Origin of the sequence: Methylohalobius crimeensis 10Ki, assembly GCF_000421465.1 — a bacterium.
Taxonomy (GTDB): Bacteria; Pseudomonadota; Gammaproteobacteria; order Methylococcales; family Methylothermaceae; genus Methylohalobius; species Methylohalobius crimeensis.
Window position 1 is genome coordinate 1696442 of the sequence record NZ_ATXB01000001.1, and the last position, 19168, is coordinate 1715609.

At 57.6% G+C, this 19168-nt stretch carries 19 protein-coding genes and 2 tRNA genes; 11 read left to right on the forward strand and 10 right to left on the reverse strand.

Annotation, left to right across the window (positions count from 1 at the left end; translation table 11 throughout):
* Position 1: 1 nt before the first annotated feature.
* Entirely contained in the window at positions 2-1273 is a 1272-nt protein-coding gene (gene moeA / locus H035_RS0108510; protein WP_022948564.1) for a molybdopterin molybdotransferase MoeA, read from the reverse strand.
* A 159-nt stretch (positions 1274-1432) separates the two neighbouring features.
* On the opposite strand from moeA, the gene H035_RS20780 reads away from it, so the two are divergent.
* A complete protein-coding gene (locus H035_RS20780) occupies positions 1433-2137 on the forward strand; it encodes a hypothetical protein (protein WP_152485995.1) in 705 nt (234 codons plus the stop codon).
* On the opposite strand, the gene H035_RS0108520 is transcribed toward H035_RS20780, so the two are convergent.
* Positions 2091-3122 (reverse strand): hydrolase, encoded by a 1032-nt coding sequence (locus tag H035_RS0108520; RefSeq protein ID WP_022948566.1) that lies wholly within the window; start codon positions 3120-3122, stop codon positions 2091-2093. The genes H035_RS20780 and H035_RS0108520 overlap by 47 nt on opposite strands.
* Before the next feature lie 58 nt (positions 3123-3180).
* On the opposite strand from H035_RS0108520, the gene H035_RS0108525 reads away from it, so the two are divergent.
* From H035_RS0108525 to H035_RS0108565, 10 genes are all read left to right on the forward strand, one after another.
* Positions 3181-3257 (forward strand) — tRNA-Pro (locus tag H035_RS0108525).
* A gap of 6 nt (positions 3258-3263) precedes the next feature.
* Positions 3264-3340: transfer RNA gene (locus H035_RS0108530), tRNA-Arg, on the forward strand.
* 92 nt (positions 3341-3432) lie between these two features.
* Positions 3433-3615, forward strand: coding sequence for a hypothetical protein (locus H035_RS0108535; RefSeq protein ID WP_022948567.1), 183 nt, complete (start codon positions 3433-3435; stop codon positions 3613-3615).
* Entirely contained in the window at positions 3602-3832 is a 231-nt protein-coding gene (locus tag H035_RS22740; RefSeq protein ID WP_084684862.1) for a type II toxin-antitoxin system RelE family toxin, read from the forward strand. Before H035_RS0108535 ends, H035_RS22740 begins: the two co-directional genes overlap by 14 nt.
* Before the next feature lie 226 nt (positions 3833-4058).
* Positions 4059-4409, forward strand: a complete 351-nt coding sequence (locus H035_RS0108540; RefSeq protein WP_022948568.1) for a metalloregulator ArsR/SmtB family transcription factor — start codon at positions 4059-4061, stop codon at positions 4407-4409.
* A 59-nt stretch (positions 4410-4468) separates the two neighbouring features.
* Positions 4469-4960, forward strand: coding sequence for an ArsI/CadI family heavy metal resistance metalloenzyme (locus H035_RS0108545; protein WP_022948569.1), 492 nt, complete (start codon positions 4469-4471; stop codon positions 4958-4960).
* 156 nt (positions 4961-5116) lie between these two features.
* Positions 5117-5596, forward strand: coding sequence for an arsenate reductase ArsC (locus H035_RS0108550; RefSeq protein ID WP_022948570.1), 480 nt, complete (start codon positions 5117-5119; stop codon positions 5594-5596).
* 19 nt (positions 5597-5615) lie between these two features.
* Positions 5616-6941, forward strand: coding sequence for an ACR3 family arsenite efflux transporter (gene arsB / locus H035_RS18895; protein ID WP_022948571.1), 1326 nt, complete (start codon positions 5616-5618; stop codon positions 6939-6941).
* Between the two features lie 85 nt (positions 6942-7026).
* Positions 7027-7887 (forward strand): universal stress protein, encoded by an 861-nt coding sequence (locus H035_RS0108560; RefSeq protein ID WP_022948572.1) that lies wholly within the window; start codon positions 7027-7029, stop codon positions 7885-7887.
* A 72-nt stretch (positions 7888-7959) separates the two neighbouring features.
* A complete protein-coding gene (locus tag H035_RS0108565; RefSeq protein ID WP_235044561.1) occupies positions 7960-8817 on the forward strand; it encodes a class I SAM-dependent methyltransferase in 858 nt (285 codons plus the stop codon).
* A 27-nt stretch (positions 8818-8844) separates the two neighbouring features.
* Here the strand turns inward: H035_RS0108565 and H035_RS0108570 are convergent, their stop codons facing one another.
* Genes H035_RS0108570 through hyfB form a run of 8 tightly spaced genes read right to left on the reverse strand, consistent with a single transcriptional unit; the run spans position 8845 to position 19110 of the window.
* Complete coding sequence (locus tag H035_RS0108570; protein WP_022948574.1) at positions 8845-10224, reverse strand: sigma-54-dependent transcriptional regulator; 1380 nt, start codon at positions 10222-10224, stop codon at positions 8845-8847.
* Complete coding sequence (locus tag H035_RS18900; protein ID WP_022948575.1) at positions 10206-11594, reverse strand: sensor histidine kinase; 1389 nt, start codon at positions 11592-11594, stop codon at positions 10206-10208. The genes H035_RS0108570 and H035_RS18900 overlap by 19 nt, the downstream gene beginning before the upstream one ends.
* 35 nt (positions 11595-11629) lie before the next feature.
* On the reverse strand, positions 11630-12187 hold the full coding sequence (locus H035_RS18905) for an NADH-quinone oxidoreductase subunit B family protein (RefSeq protein WP_022948576.1): 558 nt from the start codon (positions 12185-12187) through the stop codon (positions 11630-11632).
* Between the two features lie 33 nt (positions 12188-12220).
* A complete protein-coding gene (locus H035_RS0108585) occupies positions 12221-13825 on the reverse strand; it encodes a hydrogenase large subunit (protein WP_022948577.1) in 1605 nt (534 codons plus the stop codon).
* Positions 13822-15297 carry a hydrogenase 4 subunit F gene (locus tag H035_RS0108590; RefSeq protein WP_022948578.1) on the reverse strand — a complete coding sequence of 492 codons (1476 nt, stop codon included), beginning with the start codon at positions 15295-15297 and terminating at the stop codon, positions 13822-13824. Before H035_RS0108590 ends, H035_RS0108585 begins: the two co-directional genes overlap by 4 nt.
* Entirely contained in the window at positions 15294-15986 is a 693-nt protein-coding gene (locus H035_RS0108595; protein WP_022948579.1) for a formate hydrogenlyase, read from the reverse strand. The genes H035_RS0108590 and H035_RS0108595 overlap by 4 nt, the downstream gene beginning before the upstream one ends.
* The gene (locus H035_RS0108600) at positions 15986-16942 is read right to left on the reverse strand and encodes a respiratory chain complex I subunit 1 family protein (RefSeq protein WP_022948580.1); all 957 of its coding nucleotides are present in this window, start codon (positions 16940-16942) and stop codon (positions 15986-15988) included. Before H035_RS0108600 ends, H035_RS0108595 begins: the two co-directional genes overlap by 1 nt.
* Positions 16927-19110 (reverse strand): hydrogenase 4 subunit B, encoded by a 2184-nt coding sequence (gene hyfB, locus H035_RS0108605; RefSeq protein ID WP_022948581.1) that lies wholly within the window; start codon positions 19108-19110, stop codon positions 16927-16929. The genes H035_RS0108600 and hyfB overlap by 16 nt, the downstream gene beginning before the upstream one ends.
* Positions 19111-19168 lie beyond the last annotated feature (58 nt).

A 19168-nucleotide genomic window follows, 5' to 3' on the forward strand; every position in this document is an offset into this window, starting at 1 on the left:
CCTACATAAGCGCCGAAAAAGGCCAGACCGTGACCGTTTCGCCAGCTTCCACCCGCGCCCGTTCGTGCTCCAGCACGATAAAGCAATTAGCCAGGCTCATGGAGCTGAGGATTCCCGAACCTTGCTGACCCGTGGTTTCGACTTGCCAGCGGCCTTCCGCGTCGACGCTCAAGATGCCGCGCTGGAATTCGGTCCGGCCGGGTTTTTTGCGAAGCGCTTCCACGGTGCGTGCGGGAAAAGCGGGGATCAACGGCGGGGAATCGGTGCCGGCCATATGATACAGCGCCGGTAAAACGAACCGATAATAAGTCACCATCACCGCCACCGGGTTGCCCGGCAAACCGAAGAAAGCGGAATTGCCCGGTTGGCCGAAGGCGAGGGGGCGCCCCGGTTTGATCGCCACTTTCCAAAAGTCGATTGTCCCCAGTTCCGCGAGAACTTTTTGGGTGTAATCGGCCTCACCCACCGAGACGCCGCCGGAACTGATGATCACGTCGCTGCGATCGATTGCATCCTCAAAGGCTTGGCGGAGAAGGGATGGATCATCCGGAACGATGCCGTAATCGAGAATTTCCACCGGCAGTTTTCGCAAAACGGCCATGAGCGAGAAACGGTTGCTGTCGTAAAGTTTTCCCGGCTTGCGAGGGACGCCTTGAGGGAGGATTTCGTCTCCCGTGGAAAGGACCGCTATTTTGAGTTTGCGTTTGACTTTGATTTCGATGATGCCCAGGGAGGCGATCAACCCCAAGTCGGCAGGCGTCAGCAATCTCCCCGGTTTCAGGACGGTTTCTCCTTGGCGAATATCTTCGCCGGCCCGGCGCACATTTTCACCGGCATGGTGACGGTCTCCCACCAATATTCGATTTCCCTCTAGAGCTTTCACGTGCTCTTGCATTAAGATCGTATCCGTTTCGTCGGGAAGGGGGGCGCCGGTCATAATGGCCACGGACTGATCGGGGGCGATGTCGTCGGAAAAAGGGTGGCCCGCCAGCGCTTCTCCGATGACTTGGAAGACGGCCGTTTGGCCGGATGGCGGCAAATCCCGGCTTCGAATGGCGAAACCGTCCACCGCGGCGTTGGTATGAAGGGGGACGTCGAAGGAAGACACCAACGGTTCGGCCAAGACGCGATTCAAAGCAATATCCAAAGAAACGGTTTCACAGCCCTTGACCGGTCGGAGGCGGTCGAGAATGCGATTGAGCGCGGTCGTGACCGAAATCGTTCGGGGGTCGAAGAAATCCGTGCAATTGGGTTGGGATGGGAGCGTCGACATGAATTTCAATGTATGATGCAAGATGATTCTATTTTACGATTGTCAACTATTTTTACAATTTACGCGGCGCCATCGGACCCCCGCAGTTGAAATTTTGTAACTGTTTGTCAGTGCTATGGTTTTTATTTTTGGCGCGGAGATTGCTTGAAGATTTGCGCTATGAATAAAAATAAATCAGATCGTACAGCAGCAGTTAAACCGGAAACGTATGATCCGGTAGCCTCGGGGTTGCCTGAAAGGCGCAAAACCGCTCGCCGGCGGACCAACGGTGTCAGGCATTACCACCATCATCGCTACAAAGGTTTGATTTACGGTTTGGGGGCGGTGTCCGGCGTACTTTTTTTGCTGCTCTTGTTCACCGCGATTCAACTCAGCATGTACGCGAAAGAAGTCAACGATCAGACGATGATTCTGAACAGTCAGGAACGGGAATTGGTCCAACTGCGTCCGCAAATCCAGCAGCTCGAGGATGAGCTCTCCGAATTGGTCCAGGGCCGATTGCCGGGGCTTTATCCCCTCGAGTTCGACAAGGTGATTTCGGTCGAGAAGAAGTACGTCCGAAACATTATTTTTACCCTGATTGGCAAGGAATCGGATCGGAGTTACGAGTACAAAGTCAGCGTAAAAAACGAACAATTGACCGCCGTTCATCCCATTATTAAAGTCCTTTTTTTCGATCAATTGGGGATTCAAGTGGCCAGTTCCGTGATCGGTTTGGATGAAGAGGGGGTGCCCACCCTGGATGTCCTGGAGCGCGGTGAAGTGCGTTCCTATACCAATGTGATCGATCTGCCCGAAGGTAAAAAGGCGAAATATTTCATCGTTGAGACCGATGTCCCGGAATATCAGAAGATCGCCAAATAAATTGGGTTGCGAGAAACTCGGGGATGCGTCGTTCCAACCAGTATTTCGCTTTGCCCGGTAACGGGCCTTCGACAAACCCCACATGGCCACCCCTGGGCGTAATTTCCAATAATACCGATGGGGCGGTTTCCTCCGCCGTGGGAATGACTTCCGGGGTTGTGAAAGGATCGTCACGTGCCTGGATGATTAGCGTCGGAATTTCGATGTGCGGTAAAAATTGTCGGGAACTGCATTTCGCATAATAATCATGCACATCATGGAAGGGATATAGTTGGGCAATCACCCGGTCGTCGTATTTCCAGAATGAGCGGATGGATTCCAAATGCCCCAACGCTTTGAGCTTTTTGGCTTCCGACCGCATTTGCAAGCGTTCCAAATAAGAAATCTTGGCTCGAAGGTATCGCTTGAGTTCCGATAACAAATGATTGCGGTAAATGCGGGCCAACCCTCGGTCCATGGCCGTGGCGCACTTATCCAATAAGAGCGGGACGGAAACCGCGCAGGCGGCGAATAAATCAAGTTCCGCGCCATGTTCTCCCAACCACTTCAAAAGCACGTTGCCGCCCAGCGAATAGCCCACCACAGCCAATGGTGTTTCCGGCTCGCGTTGACGGATCATTCGATAAACCAAATTCAAATCGCCCGTCTCGCCGGAATGATAACAAAGGGCGGTACGGTTGGGCGTTCGGCCGCAGCCGCGGAAATTCAATACCACACTGCGCCAACCCTGCTTGTGCAGAGCCCATTGCAGCCCTTTGACATAATGAGAGTCGGCGCTTCCGGTCAATCCATGGAGAATCAACACCAAGGGACCTCGATCCCCGCACCACTCCAGCTCCAATACATCCCTGTCCGGAGTGGAATAGATCTCATGCCTGCGGGGTGGCGCATCAATGCGTCGTAGCAAAAACGGCCAAAGGGTTTGGCAGTGGGGGGAGGGTAGCCACCATGCCGGCTTGAAGGAAGAAGGAATGTAAGCGCCCATAACTGCGGGGTTAATTTGAACTGAAGTCCAAACAGTATATAATTACTTGGCTACTTTACGGGGCATAGCGCAGTCTGGTAGCGCGCCTGCTTTGGGAGCAGGATGTCGGGGGTTCAAATCCCTCTGCCCCGACCATTTCCCGCGCCTGTAGCTCAACCGGATAGAGCATCGGCCTTCTAAGCCGAGGGTTGCAGGTTCAAGTCCTGCCAGGCGCGCCAATTAGATCAAAGGGTTAGATGAAGTTTCCCGATCAACCATTCTTGCCTTGAGACGCCATGTAAGCGCTGTGTAAGCAGATTGGCAGAAACACATGTCCCACCAGTACATCATCGACGAAACCGGCAATCGCGTCTCCGTGGTCCTTCCCCTAGATGAATACCAAGAGTTGCTCGATGACCTGGAGGATTTGGCTGCGGCCGATGAACGTCGCGACGAAGAAACGGTCGATCACGCCGAAGTCGTAGCCAGGCTCAAAGCCGATGGCCGCCTATAGGCTGATTTGGAAGCGATCCGCCGAACGGGAATTACGTGAACTGCCAAAAGTCGCCATAGCCCGATTAGTGGCTCTGGCCGAATTACTCACCGATAACCCATACTCGCCTGGAACCAGAAAGCTCATGGGAACCGATCACACTTACCGCGTGCGGACCGGGAATTACCGGCTTGTGTATTCCATGGAAAACAAGCTATGTCAAAAAACTGCTGGATGACAGCGGCGACTTGGACTAGCGGGAGCATTTGAACAGAAACTTACGGTTTTCGACAAAATCGGCCACTGACAATGATTCATTTGAAATAGGACGACCATCAGATTATGGACCATTTCGGTCTTTCGGTGGATAACCTTTAAATCATCGTAGTGCGAATATTATAGATTGACAATAGGGTATATATGTGGATATATTCGAATATCCGTATATTAATAAATAAGTTACCATGCTGTCACTGGTACAATTTTTTAAATGTCTTTCCGACGATACGCGTCTGCGCTGCGTGACGTTGCTGCATCAGGAAGGTAAGTTATGCGTCTGCGAGTTGACGACGGCGCTGGCTCTGTCGCAGCCGAAAATCTCGCGGCACTTGGCCTTGTTGCGTCAATCCAGTCTGTTGCTCGACAGCCGCGAAGGGCAGTGGGTTTATTACCGGATCAACCCGAATTTGCCATGGTGGGCCTATCCGCTGCTCGATGATGCATTGAAGGCGGTGCAAGCGAGTGAATCCTTCGGAAACGATCTGGATCGCCTGAGGCAAATGGATTGCCGTCCGGACATGGCGGTTTGCGGCTAAAAATTTTGTTCATTATATATGCATATTCGAATATCAATTTATCAAAATGAGGATTTGCAATGAAAAGGTTACATATTCACCTGTCGGTCGATGATCTGGAAAAAAACATCGCGTTTTACAGCACGCTATTCGGCAGTGAGCCGGCCGTGCGGCACGAGGATTATGCAAAATGGTTGCTCGACGATCCGCGCGTCAATTTCGCGATTTCGAACCGCAGCCAACAACTCGGTCTCGATCATCTAGGCATACAAGCAGAGAACGAGCAGGAACTCGCGGCGATCAAGCGGCAGCTCGACGCGACGCAAGCGCCGATCGAGGCTCAGGAAGGCGCGGCCTGCTGCTATGCACGATCCGACAAATACTGGGTCACCGACCCGCAAGGCATTGCTTGGGAATCCTTTCATTCCTTGAGAGAGATTCCGACTTTCAACGACGCGAAAGCCGCCTCCGACGGCGAAAATCCATTCGTGTGCCGCCCGGCTGAAAAGTCGTCGTCGAGCTGTTGCCCCAATCCTACGACTGAAAATATCGAATCATCTTGTTGTGGCTAGAGACCAGGCTGTCATTTCCACTTGTCGGCCGGAGGATAAGCCCATGAATGCATTCTGGAAAACCGAGTCCGGCACCTTGCTGGCGGTGTGTTCTGGCGCCGTGTTGCCGTTGTACGCAGGCATTCTTACAAAATCTAAACTAACCAGGAATTCAGCATGTTGAATGTATTTGTGATTTGTACCGGCAATTCCTGCCGCAGCGTCATGGGCGAAGCCCTGTTCAATCATCACGGCCAGGGCCGCATTCGGGCCTTTTCGGCCGGCAGTCATCCGATCGGCCGGATCAACCAGGGCGCGCTGGCGACTTTGAAACGCCACGGCTTGCCGACCGAAGGCTATCAAAGCCAGTCTTGGGAAGATTTCGAGCATCAGCCGATGGATATCGTGATCACGGTTTGCGACAGTGCGCACGGCGAAACCTGTCCGGTCTATCTGACCAAGGCGGTGCGGGCGCATTGGGGCGTGTCCGATCCGGGGCATGTCGAAGGCACCGAGGAAGAAAAAATCGCCGCGTTCGAGCAAACCTTCGCGACGCTGGAATTGCGCGTCAAGACCCTGCTGGAATTGCCGTTGGAAACGATGCCGCGCGATGAATTGACCCGGAAACTCAACGAAATCGGCCAATTGACGGCTTGAGAGCCGACGAGGAGAGGTTATGACCGAAAAAACACACGATATCGGCTTCTTCGAACGTTATTTGACACTGTGGGTGGCGCTGTGCATCGTCGCCGGCATTGTGCTCGGCGCGTTCGCGCCGGAATTCGCGGAGACGCTGGACGGCATGAGCATCGATGTCAACGGCGCGCCGGTGGTCTCCATTCCGATCGCCGTCTGCCTGTTCTTCATGATGTATCCGATCATGGTCAAGATCGATTTCGCCGAGGTGGTCAAGGCCGGCAAGAGCGTCAAGCCGGTGTCGCTGACGCTGTTCGTCAATTGGGCGATCAAGCCGTTCACCATGTATGGAATTGCCTATCTATTTTTAGGCGTGCTGTTTCAGCAGTTGATCGGCGCCGATGCGGTCGATTTGGTCAAGATGCCGTTTGGTCTGGATTTGCCGGTCGGCAGTGAATACGGTTCGAGTACCGTGGTGTTGCAAGACGGCGTCAAGATGCTCGAAGTGCCGCTCTGGCGCAGCTATCTGGCCGGTTGCATCTTGTTGGGCATCGCGCCTTGTACCGCGATGGTGCTGGTTTGGGGCTATCTGGCGCGCGGCAATGCCGGCCACACGCTGGTGATGGTCGCGATCAATTCGTTGGTGATGCTGGTGCTGTATGGCCTGATCGGTGGCTTTTTGCTCGGCGTCGGCGAATTGCCGGTGCCTTGGGAAGCGCTGCTGCTGTCGATCGGTATATATGTCGCGCTGCCGCTGTTCGCCGGCTATTATTCGCGCAAATGGATTATAGCCAGCAAAGGGCTTGTTTGGTTCGAGCAGAAATTCTTGCATCTATTGACGCCGGTCACGATCGGTGCGTTGCTGCTGACGCTGATCTTGTTGTTCTCGTTCAAGGGCGAGGTGATCACCGCGAATCCGTTGACGATTCTGTGGATTGCGATTCCGCTGACGATTCACACCGTGCTGATCTTTGCGATCACCTATCTGGCCGCGAAACTGTGGGGTTTCAGTTATCAAAACGCGGCGCCATCGGCGTTGATCGGCGCGTCGAATCATTTCGAGGTTGCGATCGCGACCGCCGTGATGTTGTTCGGCTTGTCGTCCGGCGCGGCGCTGGCGACCGTCGTCGGCGTCTTGATCGAAGTGCCGTTGATGCTGGCCTTGGTCGGTTTCTGCAAAAAAACGAAAGGATGGTTTGCCGGCGCCGAGGAAGCCGGGGCGGGTTGGGTCAGCCCGGTCGAACGCGAAGCGGCGACAATGAAGGTGCCTTCGCGCGAAGAAATTCATGCGGCCTACGAGAAAGGCGAAGCGGCGGTCGTGGAGCTGGTCGAGCGAATCGAAGCGCAAGCCGGCGGCTCGAAGTAACACCCAATGAAAATGGATTTTACAAAATCAAAATCATATTAATTCAAGCGGCGCGCGTTAGCCGCTACGGTCGAGGAGATTAACCATGTTTTCCAAAATTATCGTCGGCACCAGCCTTAGCGAAACTTCCAGTAAAACCCTGTGTTGCCTGAAAGACCTGCGCCAGGCCGGCGCCACGGAAGCCATTCTGGCCCATGCGATGAATATCCGTGATGTCGGCAGTTTGTACAGCCAGTTGCGCAAGATGGCCGAACCCATGCTCGAAGAACAAAAGAAAATCCTCGAAGACATGGGCTTCTCGGTCGAGATCGAAGTGCTGCTGGGCTTTCCGGCTTATGAAATCAACCGGCTCGCTCGCGAGAAGCAGGCTTCGTTGATCGCCGTGCACATGACCAGCGAGTCATTGTTCGACGATACCTTCGTCGGCGGGGTCGCTTACGAAGTCATTCAACATGCCGAACTACCGGTGCTGGTGATGAAGGCGAAAACGGCTCATGGCCAATGCGAGCTGGTCTGCGAGGAAGTGCTGACGCATATTATTCATCCGACCGATTTCTCCGACAATGCCGAAAGAGCCTTCGCTTATGTCGAAAAACTGGTCGAAAGCGGCTGCAAAAAAGTCACATTGTTGCATGTTCAGGAACAAGAGCGGATCGACAAATATTTGAAGGATAGACTCGCTGAATTCAATGCGATCGACCAAGCCCGTATGGAGCGCTTGAAAGAACGCTTGCTGGCAAAAGGCGCCGAAGAGGTCTTCATCGAAATTCCTTACGGCTCGGCAACCCGGGAACTCTTGCGTGTGGTCGCGGAAAACGCTTATTCAATGATTGTGATGGGCAGTCAGGGGCGCGGCTTCATCTCCGAAGTCTTTCTCGGCAGCGTCAGCCACAACATCGTTCGCAAGGCGCCGGTGCCAGTGCTGTTGATACCCGCTGTGCGCTAGTTCAAACCCAGACTGACGAGCATGAAGCACACCGAAAAAATCATCCGGGTTTTTCAACACGAAGGAGAAAAAATGATTCGTCAAACCGTGACTAACGTCATGCACAGTGATGACGCAAAAACCAAAGCCGCAATGACCTACAATGCCGCCGCCGATCACTTCGACCATCCGGTCAGTTCGTTTTGGCACCGCTTTGGCCGGCGAACGGTCGAACGGCTCGATCTACAAGCCGGCGAACGGGTGCTGGATGTTTGCTGCGGCAGCGGCGGTTCGGCACTACCGGCGGCGAATAAGGTTGGCGTTGACGGCGCCGTAGTGGCGGCCGATCTCGCCGGACGTCTGATCGATCTGGCCAGAGCCAAGGCCGAAGACCAGCGCCTGAACAACATCGAATTTCGGGTCGACGACATGCTGGCGTTGGGCTATTCCGATCACAGCTTCGATGCGGTTGTTTGCGTATTCGGCATTTTCTTCGTGCCGGACATGAGCGAGGCGGTCAGGGAATTATGGCGTATGGTTAAACCGGGTGGCCGGCTGGCTATCACCACCTGGGGACCGAATTTGTTCGAGCCGGCCAACGGCGCTTTCTGGGAGGCCATTGCAGGCGAACGTCCCGATCTGCATCGAGCCTTCAATCCCTGGGATCGCATCTCGGAACCGGACGGCCTTAGACAGATGCTGGCGGAAGCCGGGATACATGAGGTTGACCTCCTGACCGAATCCGGCAAGCATCCTTTGAACGAACCGGAAGATTGGTGGAAGATCGCGATGGGTAGCGGCTATCGGGGCACGCTGGAGCAACTGGACACGGATGCCTTCCAGCGTGTGCGCCAAGGTAATTTGTCCCGCCTCTTTGAAGAGCGAGTAGCAGAGATTGAGACCAACGTCATTTATGCGATAGCCACAAAAATTGAGCCTAGGAGCCGGTAAACAGGTTCTAAGCCGGCGAATAGGCGATCACTTGACGACGTGCTCCAAATGGTATTTTTGAATTCGGTAGCGCAGGGTTTCGCGGGTCGTCTTAAGCAGGCGGGCGGCAGCGGTGACGTTGCCGGAGGTCTGAGTCAGGGCGGTTTCGATGATGCGCCGTTCCATCTCATCCAGGGACAGGCTGCCGTCCAGGGGAAGGCGAACGGTACTGTCGTCGTCCAGGGGAGGTGTCGTCCCCGGGAGTCCCAGCCATTGGTGGGGGAAAATTTCGTCTTCGGCGAGGAGGACGCAGCGTTCGATCAGGTTGCGAAGTTCACGCACGTTGCCGGGCCAATGGTAACGTTCGAAGGCCGACCAGGCGGCTTCCGGAATCTCTCGGACGCGTTTGCCGGCTTTGGCGTTGAATTCTTCCACCAGCATGGGTACCAGTATTTGCAGGTCTTCCTTGCGTTCCCTGAGGGGTGGGATTTCCACTTGAAAGACCGTGAGGCGGTGATATAAATCCCCTCGAAAATGTCCGGTTTCCACTTCTTTGGCCAAATCCCGGTTGGAAGCGGCGATGATCTGAACGTCCACTTGGATATCCCGCTCGCCTCCCAGCAGCCGGAAGCGTTTGTCCTCCACCGCCTTGAGCAATTTGGCCTGAATTCCCGGATCCAGCTCGCCGATTTCGTCCAGAAACAAAGTGCCGCCGTCGGCCTGTTCCAGCAAGCCGTGATGGCGGTTTTTGGCACCGGTGAAGGCCCCGGGCTCGTAACCGAAAAGCTCCGATTCCACCAGATCTCGAGGAAGGGCGGCGCAGTTGAGCTCGACCCAGGGTCCCTGCCGTCGCAGTCCGTTGTGGTGAAGCACCCGTGCCGCCAACCCCTTACCGCTCCCGGTCTCGCCTTGGATGACCAGGGAAGAGAAGGGAAGCTGGGCGAGACGTTCGAGCAACTGGCGCAATTTTACCGTGCGGGGGCTGGCGCCGGCGAACACCGCCGGCGTGTAGCGGGCATTGCCTTGGGCGGCTTCGAAGGCAAGGCGCCGTTGGGCGTGAGCGCTGCGGGCGGCGCTCTCCAACAGGAGCTGCAGGCGGCTGGGATCGCAGGGTTTTTCCAGGAAATCGTAGGTGCCCAAGCGTAAGGCGCGCACCGAGTCGGCGACGGTGCCGTAACCGGTAAGAAAGATCCATTCGCATCCGGCATGGTGTCCGCCCAATTTCTCGAAAAAGTCCAGGGCGTTCCCGTCCGGCAGATTCATGTCCGACAATACCACCAAGGGCTCAAGTTGTTGATCGTCCAGCAGCTGTCTGGCCTCGCGCAGATTTCGGGTCAGCCAAACCTCCCACTCCAGCTTTCGATAATGGTGCGCCAGTTCTTTGCCGAGCAGGATTTCATCTTCGATGATCAGGAGTGAATTGCGCATGGTATCTCCACGATGACTCGAGCCCCTTGCGGTTCAGAGGGAGCCAGTTGCATGCGACCGTCAAGGGAGGAGACGAATCGCTTGACCATCAGCAGACCGAGACCGGTGCCGCCGGCGCGACCGCTGGCGAAGGAGCGAATACCGTTCTTTAATAGCTCTTCCGGGAAACCGGGGCCGTCGTCGCTGACGGTAAGGACCAGTCGATCTTGGTTTTGGTGGGTTTCGATCCAAATATTGCCCGGTTTCTCATTCAGAACCTGGGCGGCGTTCAACACCAGATTGATCAAGGCCTGGCGCAGGCCGGTCTCCGGCAGGCGGGCTTTTACCTCCGGCATGCCGCTATAATGAAGTCGGATTGCGTCGGGGACTTGGTATCGAAGGAGCGCTAATATCTCGCGGATAACCGAGTCGATATGGATCTCCTTGATCGGTTCGGGTTGATGGCGGGCTTGATCCAGCAATTGATTCAGATGCCGTCCCAGGCGATCCAGTTCGGTAATGATGAGATTGAAACGTTGTTGGTTTTCCGGGTCGGCGCACTCGGCGCGCAAATTGTGGAGCGCCAATTGGATGCCGGCCAAGGGATTGCGCAGCTCATGCGCGATGCCGGCGGCCACTTCGCCCACCGCCGCCAGACGCTCGGCCCGGGCCAGGTCCTGGCTTTGGGCCAGCAAAGTGCGGGCGGCGGCGCTGACTTGCGCCTCCAGGGAGCGAGTATGTGCCTGACGGGCCTGCTCCAGGGCGGCCAAGCGGGTCACCATGCGGTTGTAATTGGAGATGAGCGTGCTCCAGGGCGGGACCTTTTCCGGAATCGGGATCGGTTCGAAGCGACCTTCCTCGAGACGGAGCAGGAGCTTGCTCATTTTTTTGAGGGGAGTAAACACCCAATGTTTGGCCAGCAGGATCCCCAGCCCCAGGAGCACGATCAATGCGGCGGTTCCCATCAAGGCTGCTTCCAGTTCCAGGTGGGTATCGTAAACCACCTTGGCCAAGAGGTTGCGTTCGTTGGTGTTTTCCTGTTCCAGTAAGTTTTGAAGACCTTGTATCGCCGCTTCCAGCCGCTCTTGGGTGGGGCGTTCCAGAAGGCGTTGCATGGGCGAAACCGGTAGTTGCAACCTTCCCCTCGCCAATTTCGATAATTCGGCTTGCAGGCGGTCCCGTTCGGCTGAGTGGATGGTGTCGGATGATAGTTGCTGGAGACGATGTTCGATGGCTTGGAGGCGATTGACTTGGCCGACGGTTTGTTCGACCTGGTGGATTCGTTCCAGATTGCGCCAGGTCAACGCGACGAAGGCGGTGAGCACCAGCAGGAGCGCTAAGGTTAGAATCGCGCCGCTGATCAGAATCGGCCGATAAAGTAAAAGTCTCACGAGTTCCAGATTATCGATTGAAAAATGAATCGATTTTACGGCCCAAGTGATTTTTCCAAAAGTTGGTCACATTTCTTTCCGTTGTTGTCGATCGCAGAAAGTATTCCCGCCAGTAAAGTCGCAGGCGAAGGCGGGCATCCGGGTATTTTGACGTCCACCGGGATGACGTTTTCCACCGCGCCGCAACTGGCGTAAGAGACGCCGAATTCGCCGCCGCACCCGGCGCAGTCGCCACAGGCGATCACCCATTTGGGAGCGGGCATGGCGGTGTAGGCTCGTTTGAGGGCCGCCTCCATATGCCGGGAAACCGGCCCGGTCACCAAAAGGATGTCGGCATGGCGAGGAGAGGCGACAAAATGAACCCCCAAGCGTTCGATGTCGTAATACACGTTATTGAGGGCGTGGATTTCCAATTCACAGCCGTTGCAGGAGCCGGCATCCACCTCGCGGATGGCCAGGCTGCCGGCGAATTTCCGGTCCACCCGGCGTTTGACTTCGATGCCCAGGGTTTCCACCTCCGGGTCGCGCAACAGCTTTTTGACCGATTCGGTCTTGATGCCGGTCTTGAGGATTTTCGGGTAAAGTAGCCGCATGAGGGTTCTCTTGATTGATCCTGGATACTCTTTCTACAAATCCGCGCCCGAATAGGAACCGTTGATCGATTTGTTGCATACCGGAAAGTCCGGCACGATGTTGTCCAGGATCAACTGTTCCAGGGCCGGCCAGTTGAGCCAACTGGGATCGCGCGGGAAATATCGGTCGATCAGGCCGCCTTCGCCGAAGCGGACATAGGCGACGGTTTCGCCCCGCCAGCCTTCCACGATACCCAAGCCTTCGGCGCCGGCCTCAGGGGGGCGCCATTTCGTGCGGGTCGCCCCGTCGGGAAGCCGCCCCTGCAGGACCCGTAACAGGCGCATCGCGATCCGGATCTCCTTGTAGCGGACCCAAAAACGCGAACCCACATCCCCGCTTTCCTCCACCGGCACCTTGACCGTCAACTGATCGTAGGGGGGATAAGCCGCGTTGCGGCGTACGTCGAAGTCCTGGCCGGAGGCGCGGCCCACGTATCCCAGGCAACCGAGATCGGCGGCAACTGCGGCCGACAGGACGCCGGTGGTGTATAGGCGGTCGCCAAGGGAAGCGTTGCGATCGACGATCGTCAATAGCTCATCCAGTTCTCGTCCCAGTTGGGTCAGCGCGGCGTCAAACGGTTGAACTTGGGCGGGATCGAGATCGATATTCACCCCGCCCGGCACGATCCGGTCCATCAGCAGGCGGTGACCGAATACGGCCCGGTTGTCCCTGAGCCAATTCTCGCGCAGCCGGCCGAACTGATAGTGGGCGAACGCGAATCCCACGTCGTTGCAGATCGCTCCCAGGTCCCCGAGATGATTGCCGATCCGCTCGCGCTCGGCGAGGATCGCGCGCAGGAAGGCCGCGCGCGGCGGGATCTCGATCCCCGAGGCCCGCTCGCACGCCATGGCCGCGGCGAAGGCGTGGCCCACGGTGGTGTCGCCGGAGACCCGCCCGGCCAGTTTGACCAATCCTGCCGCGTCGCGGCTTTCGGCGATTTTCTCGATGCCCTTGTGGACGTAGCCGAAACGTTCCTCGAGGTTGAGGACGGTCTCGCCCACCGCCTGGAAGCGGAAATGGCCGGGTTCGATGATGCCGGCATGGATTGGTCCCACCGGAATTTCATAGACGCCGGCGCCCTTGGCCTGGATAAAAGGATAATCCTTGTCCGGCGGCGTCTCTTGCCGCCCGCTATCCGGATCGGCAAGCCGATCGCCGGAAGCGGGATAATCCTTGCGCAGCGGATGGACGTGTTCCGCCCACGCTTGGTGGCGGGTCCAGCGGCGCGCATCGGGATGATCGGTGAAGCGGACGCCGAGTAGATCCCGGCTGTGGCGCTCGCTGCGGTCGGCGGCGGGATAATGGGGGGCCTGGGAGGGCAGTTCCGGCTTTTCCGCCGGCACCTCGGTTCTTAGCAGCAGATAGCGTCCGTTCAGCTCCAGCAGGGCATTGATGCGCAGGCACTCGGTTAGGTCTTCCCCCCACCCGGTGCTCCAGCGCAAGCCGCGGGCTTTAGCCGCAAGCGCGCACCGGCCCCAGTCGGCCGCAGGAACGGCGAGGATTTCCGCAGGGGGCAGGGGGCTTCCCCTTTTCAAAGCAATCCCTTCGTTTTCCAGGGTGGAGAGAAAATCCGGCAGGGAGTGTTCCTTTTGTGTCATCGGGGGATATCTCCGCTGATCAGTTGAGCCGCATGATCGAACCAGTTCGCCAGGACGTCGGGAATGGCCAGTCCCAACCACAAAACCAGGGTCAGATGAATGAAGACCGGTAGCATGTTCGCCCGGACCGGTTGCTGGTTTTCCGGCCTTGCCCCGTATACCATCGGATGCAGATGCTTGAACAGGCCGGCGAAGGCGATCCCGATGCCGGCCAAAACCGGCAGGGTCAGCCACGGGAAGGATTTCATGGTGGCCACCAGCACCAGGAATTCACTCACGAACACCCCGAATGGCGGAAAACCGGCAATCGCCAGGGTTCCGATGAGCAGTCCCCAACCCACCGCCGGCTGGGTGGCGAGCAGGCCGCGGATTTTGGGTATGAACTGCGTGCCGGCGATATGCGAGGCGTGACCGACGGTGACGAAGATCGACGATTTGGTCAGGGAATGGGTGGTCATGTGCATCAGCGCGGCGAAGGTGGCCAGGGGTGTGCCGATGCCGAAGGCGAAGGTCATCATGCCCATATGCTCGATGGAGGAATAACTGAACAGGCGTTTGATGTCCCGCTGGCGGTGGAGAAACAGCGCCGCCACCAGAAAGGAGATCAGCCCGAAACCCATCATCAGAAACCCTGCGAGATTATCGGACAAGGCTTGATCGACGATCATCTTGCTGCGCACGATCGCATACAGGGCATCGTTGAGCAGCAACCCCGACAGAATGGCCGACATGGGCGTGGGGCCTTCCGAGTGGGCGTCCGGCAGCCAGCTATGCATGGGCACCAGACCCACCTTGGTGCCGTATCCCACCAGTAAAAACACGAAGGCGATCTTCATCACCGTCGGATCGAGCTCGGCGGCGTGGGTATAGAGGGTGGTCCAGGTGAGCGCCTTGCCGCCGATGCCCAACACCTGGGAAGCGGCGAAGTAAAGCAAAATGGTTCCAAACAGGGCCTGGGCGATGCCGACGCCGCAGAGAATGAAGTATTTCCATGCCGCTTCCACCGATTCCGGCGTCCGGTAAAGGCTGACCAGGAGTACCGTGGCCAGGGTCGCGCCTTCCATCGCCACCCACAAGATGCCCATGTTGTTGGTGACCAGAATCAGGTACATGGCGAGCATGAAAGCCTGATACATGGCGTAATAGAGCCTGAGTCGCCGATGGGTCAAGCGACCGATTTCGCGTTCATGTTCCATGTAGGGGGCGGAGAAGATTCCGGTGGTCAGTCCCACCAGGGCGGTGAGGACGATCAGATAAACGCTGAAGGAATCCACCATCCACCAACGGTCCGCCGACAGGAAGGTGCCCATACGGAGGACGGCCGCCGCCAGAATCAGCGAGACGACGAAGGTGGCGGTGTTGAGGAGATTGTTGATACGCGCCGCCATGGGGCGGTCACCCAGCCACGCCAAGCCGAATACCCCCCCCAGAGGAATCAAAAGAAGCCCGTACAATGCAATCATTGCAATCATTTTTCTTCCTCGCCTTCATACAGATGGCTCAGGCGGTTGAGCCGGTCCACGTCCAGAGAGTCGATGCTTTCGCGGATCTGGAAGAAAAACACCCCGAAAATGACCGCCCCCACCATGACGTCGAAAGCGATCCCCAATTCCACCACCAGCGGCATGCCGTAGGTGGACACCACCGCCAGGAAGAACAGGGCGTTTTCCATCGCCATGAATCCGATGACGTGACTGATCGCCTGGCGGTGGGAAATCATCAGCAACATGCCCAACAGGAACGAGGCGGTGCTGGTGGCGATGATATTGCGGGTACTCAGTTCCGACAGATGGATCGCCGGCAGGATAATGTAGTAACTGAACACCATGAGCGAGGCTGCGCCCAACAGAAGCCCCAAGGGACGGATGACCCGGTCTTCCTGGCGATGGAGGCCCAATCGCACAATGAACCAGTGGAGCATGAACGGAATCAGCGCCGCTTTCAAAACCAGGGTCAGCCCGGCCGAAATGAACAGGTGCGGGGTGGCATGCACAAATCCCACCAGGGCCGTCGTTGCCGCGAGCAGCCCGCCCTGGAGCGCGAACAATTTGACCAGGTTCACCAGACGGGTTTGGGCCAGCATGACAAACGAGGTGAACAGCACCAACGCCGCCAGGAGAAACACCGTTTGGTCGTATATCGGATTCAACGCTTCTTCCATCAACCGACCTCCAAAATCACGTGGGTGAGCATGCCGAGCAAAGCGAGCAGGTAAGCGAATCCCAAAAACAGGGGCGCCCGAAACAGACGCATCTTGGCCAAAGCGGCTTCCGCCAGGACCAATATCACGGCGAGTGCGGCTAGTTTAAGGGTGATAATCAAAGCCCCCCGGCCCAGTTCGGGAAGAGCGAAGGTTTCGGCCAATCCCTGGGGAATGAAGATGTTTGCCAGCAAAACCGCGTAGATCATCAACCGGATCTGGGCCGCCCATTCGATCAAGGCCAGATGGCGGCCGCTGTATTCCAAAATCATCGCCTCATGGATCATGGTCAGTTCCAGGTGGGTGGCGGGGTTGTCCACCGGAATCCGTCCGGTTTCGGCGACGGTGACCAGCGCGAGTCCCAATCCGGCGAACAGGAATGAAGGTCGGACCATTAAAGGTTGATGCAGCAGGGATTCGATCGCCGCCGACAAATTGGTGGTGGACATGGAGACCGCCAGGGTGAACACCGCCATCAACATGGCCGGTTCGGCGAGCGAGGCGATGGTCATCTCCCGTGAAGCCCCCATGCCGCCGAAGGCGGTGCCGATATCGAGTCCGGCAAGGGCCTGGAAGAAACGGGCCAGAGCGAAGAATCCCACCAGCACGATCACGTCGGCCATGGCCGAGGTCGGCAGGTGGACCGCCATCAGCGGGACGATGGTGGCGGCGAGCACCGCGACGGCGAAAATGAGGTAAGGCGCCAGATAAAAAACCCAAGACGCCCCCTCGGCGGCCACGGTTTCCTTGCGCAGCAGCTTGGCCAGATCCCGATAGGGTTGCAGCAGCGAAGGCGCCCGGCGGTTCTGGGACCAGCATTTCAGTTTCTTGATCCAACCCGAAAGCAAGGGAGCGGCGGCTACGAACAGTAATACTTGAACCAAGTTCAACAACCAAGCCATCAGCTGATTACCCATAACAGAAGAATCAAAGTGAAAAAGGAATAACCCAGATAGACGCGAATGTTGCCGGTCTGGATTCTTCCCACCTGTCGAACCGCTCCCGTGACCGCCCGGGCAACCGGGGCATAGAAAATCAGCCACAGTCGATCGCTCACGTGGAGACGATAGCGAATACGCCTGACATTTCCGGCCTCGGGGTCCGGGGCGTTTTTTTCGACTGCCTCATTCACCACGAAAGCGTCGGCGAAGATGCGTCTGAGGGGCATGGCGAAGGCGCTGGCAGTATATTCCATGCGCGGGGTAAGCTCTCCGAAACCGCAATCCCAGGGGTAGGCGCGGCGCACGGACGCGCGCGGACGCAACCAGCGATAAGTGAGCATCCACGCGATGCCGATCGCCAGAAGCACCCAAAGGGCGGCATAGGAAGCCTGTTCCGGCGCCACCGGTGACAGCCACAGCCAGCCGCGGCCGGCGGTTTTCGGCAGGCCGGCCCCGGTCAGTTCGATCGCCAGATTCTCCAGCAGACCGACCAGCGGAGTGGGCAACACGCCGAATACCAAACACAGTCCCGCCAGCCAGCCGATGCCGAGCAGGGAAGCGGTGGATTGAACTTCGCGCGCGCGCCCTGCGTGATGGCTGCGCGGTTGGCCCAAAAAAACGACCCCGAACACCTTGACGAAGCAGGCCGCCGCCAGTCCCCCCGTCAGGGCGAGCATGGCCGCGGTGACCGGGATGAAGCTGCGGAGCACGCCGCTTTCCAGAGCCGAGACCTGCAGCGCGGCCTGATAGGTCAGCCATTCCGACACGAAGCCGTTGAAGGGCGGCAGTGCCGAGATACTGAGGCAACCGATCAGAAACAAGCCTGCGGTGATCGGCATGCGATGGATTAGCCCGCCCATCCGCTCGAGGTCGGATTCGTGGGACTGCTGCAGGATCGCCCCCGCCCCCAGGAATAAAAGGCTCTTGAAGAGAGCGTGGTTGAGGGTGTGATACAGGGCGGCGATCAGAGCGATGGCGCCCAGGGTCGGATGTCCGTTGCTGTAGAACAGGATGGCCAGTCCCAAGCCCATGAAGATGATGCCGATGTTCTCCACCGAGTGATAGGCGAGCAAGCGCTTGAGGTTGTGCTGCATCAGGGCGTACAACACCCCCAGCACCGCCGAAGCGCTGCCGAGGACGAGCGCCGCCAGTCCCCACTCCCATTGAAGTTCCCCGACCAGGTCGAAGGTGAAGCGGATAAAACCGTAGACCGCCACCTTCAGCATCACCCCGCTCATCAACGCTGAAATATGGGAAGGCGCGACCGGATGGGCTTCGGGCAGCCAGGCGTGAAGCGGGACGATGCCGGCTTTCATGCCGAACCCGATCAGTCCCAGGGTGAAGGCGATCGAGGCCCACAGGGGCGTCAACGGCGCCGCTTTCATTTGGGCGAAGGTGAAGCCGTCGCCGAAACCCACCAGCACACCGTAGGCGAGGATGATGAACAAGGCGCCGATTTCGGCCATCAACAGGTAAATGAACGCCGCGCGCCGATTTTCGGCTTTTTCGTGGGTATAGGCCACCAGAAAATAGCTCGCCACCGACATCAGTTCCCAGGCGATCATGAAGAAGAAGGCGTCGGCAGCGAGCAATACCAACTGCATTCCCGCCACGAATAGGCCGGTGGCGAGCGCGAGCACCGAGAGGGGATGGCGGCCGTGTTCGTATTCCCGCACATAGTGGGGACCGAACAAGGCGATCGCCACCAGCACCACGCTGACCACGCATAGAAAAAATCCGGACAAGGCATCCAGATGCAGGTGCCAGGCCAGAAAAGGGAGTCCCAACGGCAAGGCCAGGTCTTGAGAAACCGTGGCGATGAGAGCGGTTAGCCCGCCCCCCAGGCCCATCAAGCCCGAGAATCCCAGAAGTGCGAAGCTGACCTGCCGTAAAAGGCGGGGATTGCGGTCTGCCCCGAGACCGGCGAATCCCGAGGCGAGAGAGAGGCCCACCGCCAGCAAGCTGAATGGTAACGCGGACTGCGTGCCCGCGATGACGACATAGCCCGCGGTCAGCGCAATTCCCAATCCCAGGCCGATGGCGATCGACAAATGGGCGCGAAGATAACTTGCGGCCGCCCCGATGCTCTGGACGATCCGTCCCCGACCTGGATGGACCGAAGGGGTGAACGGTTCTTGATTCACCCCTTATCTCCGGTCCGGTCCCGTTCGGCACCTTTCAAAGGGACTGCAACACGGTCGT

What these genes read in the sequence shown, in the direction of transcription:
- moeA (WP_022948564.1), bottom strand. Translation starts at nt 1,273, where the DNA reads ATGTCGACGCTCCCATCCCAACCCAATTGCACGGATTTCTTCGACCCC.
- H035_RS20780 (WP_152485995.1), top strand. Translation starts at nt 1,433, where the DNA reads ATGAATAAAAATAAATCAGATCGTACAGCAGCAGTTAAACCGGAAACG.
- H035_RS0108520 (WP_022948566.1), bottom strand. Translation starts at nt 3,122, where the DNA reads ATGGGCGCTTACATTCCTTCTTCCTTCAAGCCGGCATGGTGGCTACCC.
- H035_RS0108535 (WP_022948567.1), top strand. Translation starts at nt 3,433, where the DNA reads ATGTCCCACCAGTACATCATCGACGAAACCGGCAATCGCGTCTCCGTG.
- H035_RS22740 (WP_084684862.1), top strand. Translation starts at nt 3,602, where the DNA reads ATGGCCGCCTATAGGCTGATTTGGAAGCGATCCGCCGAACGGGAATTA.
- H035_RS0108540 (WP_022948568.1), top strand. Translation starts at nt 4,059, where the DNA reads ATGCTGTCACTGGTACAATTTTTTAAATGTCTTTCCGACGATACGCGT.
- H035_RS0108545 (WP_022948569.1), top strand. Translation starts at nt 4,469, where the DNA reads ATGAAAAGGTTACATATTCACCTGTCGGTCGATGATCTGGAAAAAAAC.
- H035_RS0108550 (WP_022948570.1), top strand. Translation starts at nt 5,117, where the DNA reads ATGTTGAATGTATTTGTGATTTGTACCGGCAATTCCTGCCGCAGCGTC.
- arsB (WP_022948571.1), top strand. Translation starts at nt 5,616, where the DNA reads ATGACCGAAAAAACACACGATATCGGCTTCTTCGAACGTTATTTGACA.
- H035_RS0108560 (WP_022948572.1), top strand. Translation starts at nt 7,027, where the DNA reads ATGTTTTCCAAAATTATCGTCGGCACCAGCCTTAGCGAAACTTCCAGT.
- H035_RS0108565 (WP_235044561.1), top strand. Translation starts at nt 7,960, where the DNA reads ATGATTCGTCAAACCGTGACTAACGTCATGCACAGTGATGACGCAAAA.
- H035_RS0108570 (WP_022948574.1), bottom strand. Translation starts at nt 10,224, where the DNA reads ATGCGCAATTCACTCCTGATCATCGAAGATGAAATCCTGCTCGGCAAA.
- H035_RS18905 (WP_022948576.1), bottom strand. Translation starts at nt 12,187, where the DNA reads ATGCGGCTACTTTACCCGAAAATCCTCAAGACCGGCATCAAGACCGAA.
- H035_RS0108585 (WP_022948577.1), bottom strand. Translation starts at nt 13,825, where the DNA reads ATGACACAAAAGGAACACTCCCTGCCGGATTTTCTCTCCACCCTGGAA.
- H035_RS0108590 (WP_022948578.1), bottom strand. Translation starts at nt 15,297, where the DNA reads ATGATTGCAATGATTGCATTGTACGGGCTTCTTTTGATTCCTCTGGGG.
- H035_RS0108595 (WP_022948579.1), bottom strand. Translation starts at nt 15,986, where the DNA reads ATGGAAGAAGCGTTGAATCCGATATACGACCAAACGGTGTTTCTCCTG.
- H035_RS0108600 (WP_022948580.1), bottom strand. Translation starts at nt 16,942, where the DNA reads ATGGGTAATCAGCTGATGGCTTGGTTGTTGAACTTGGTTCAAGTATTA.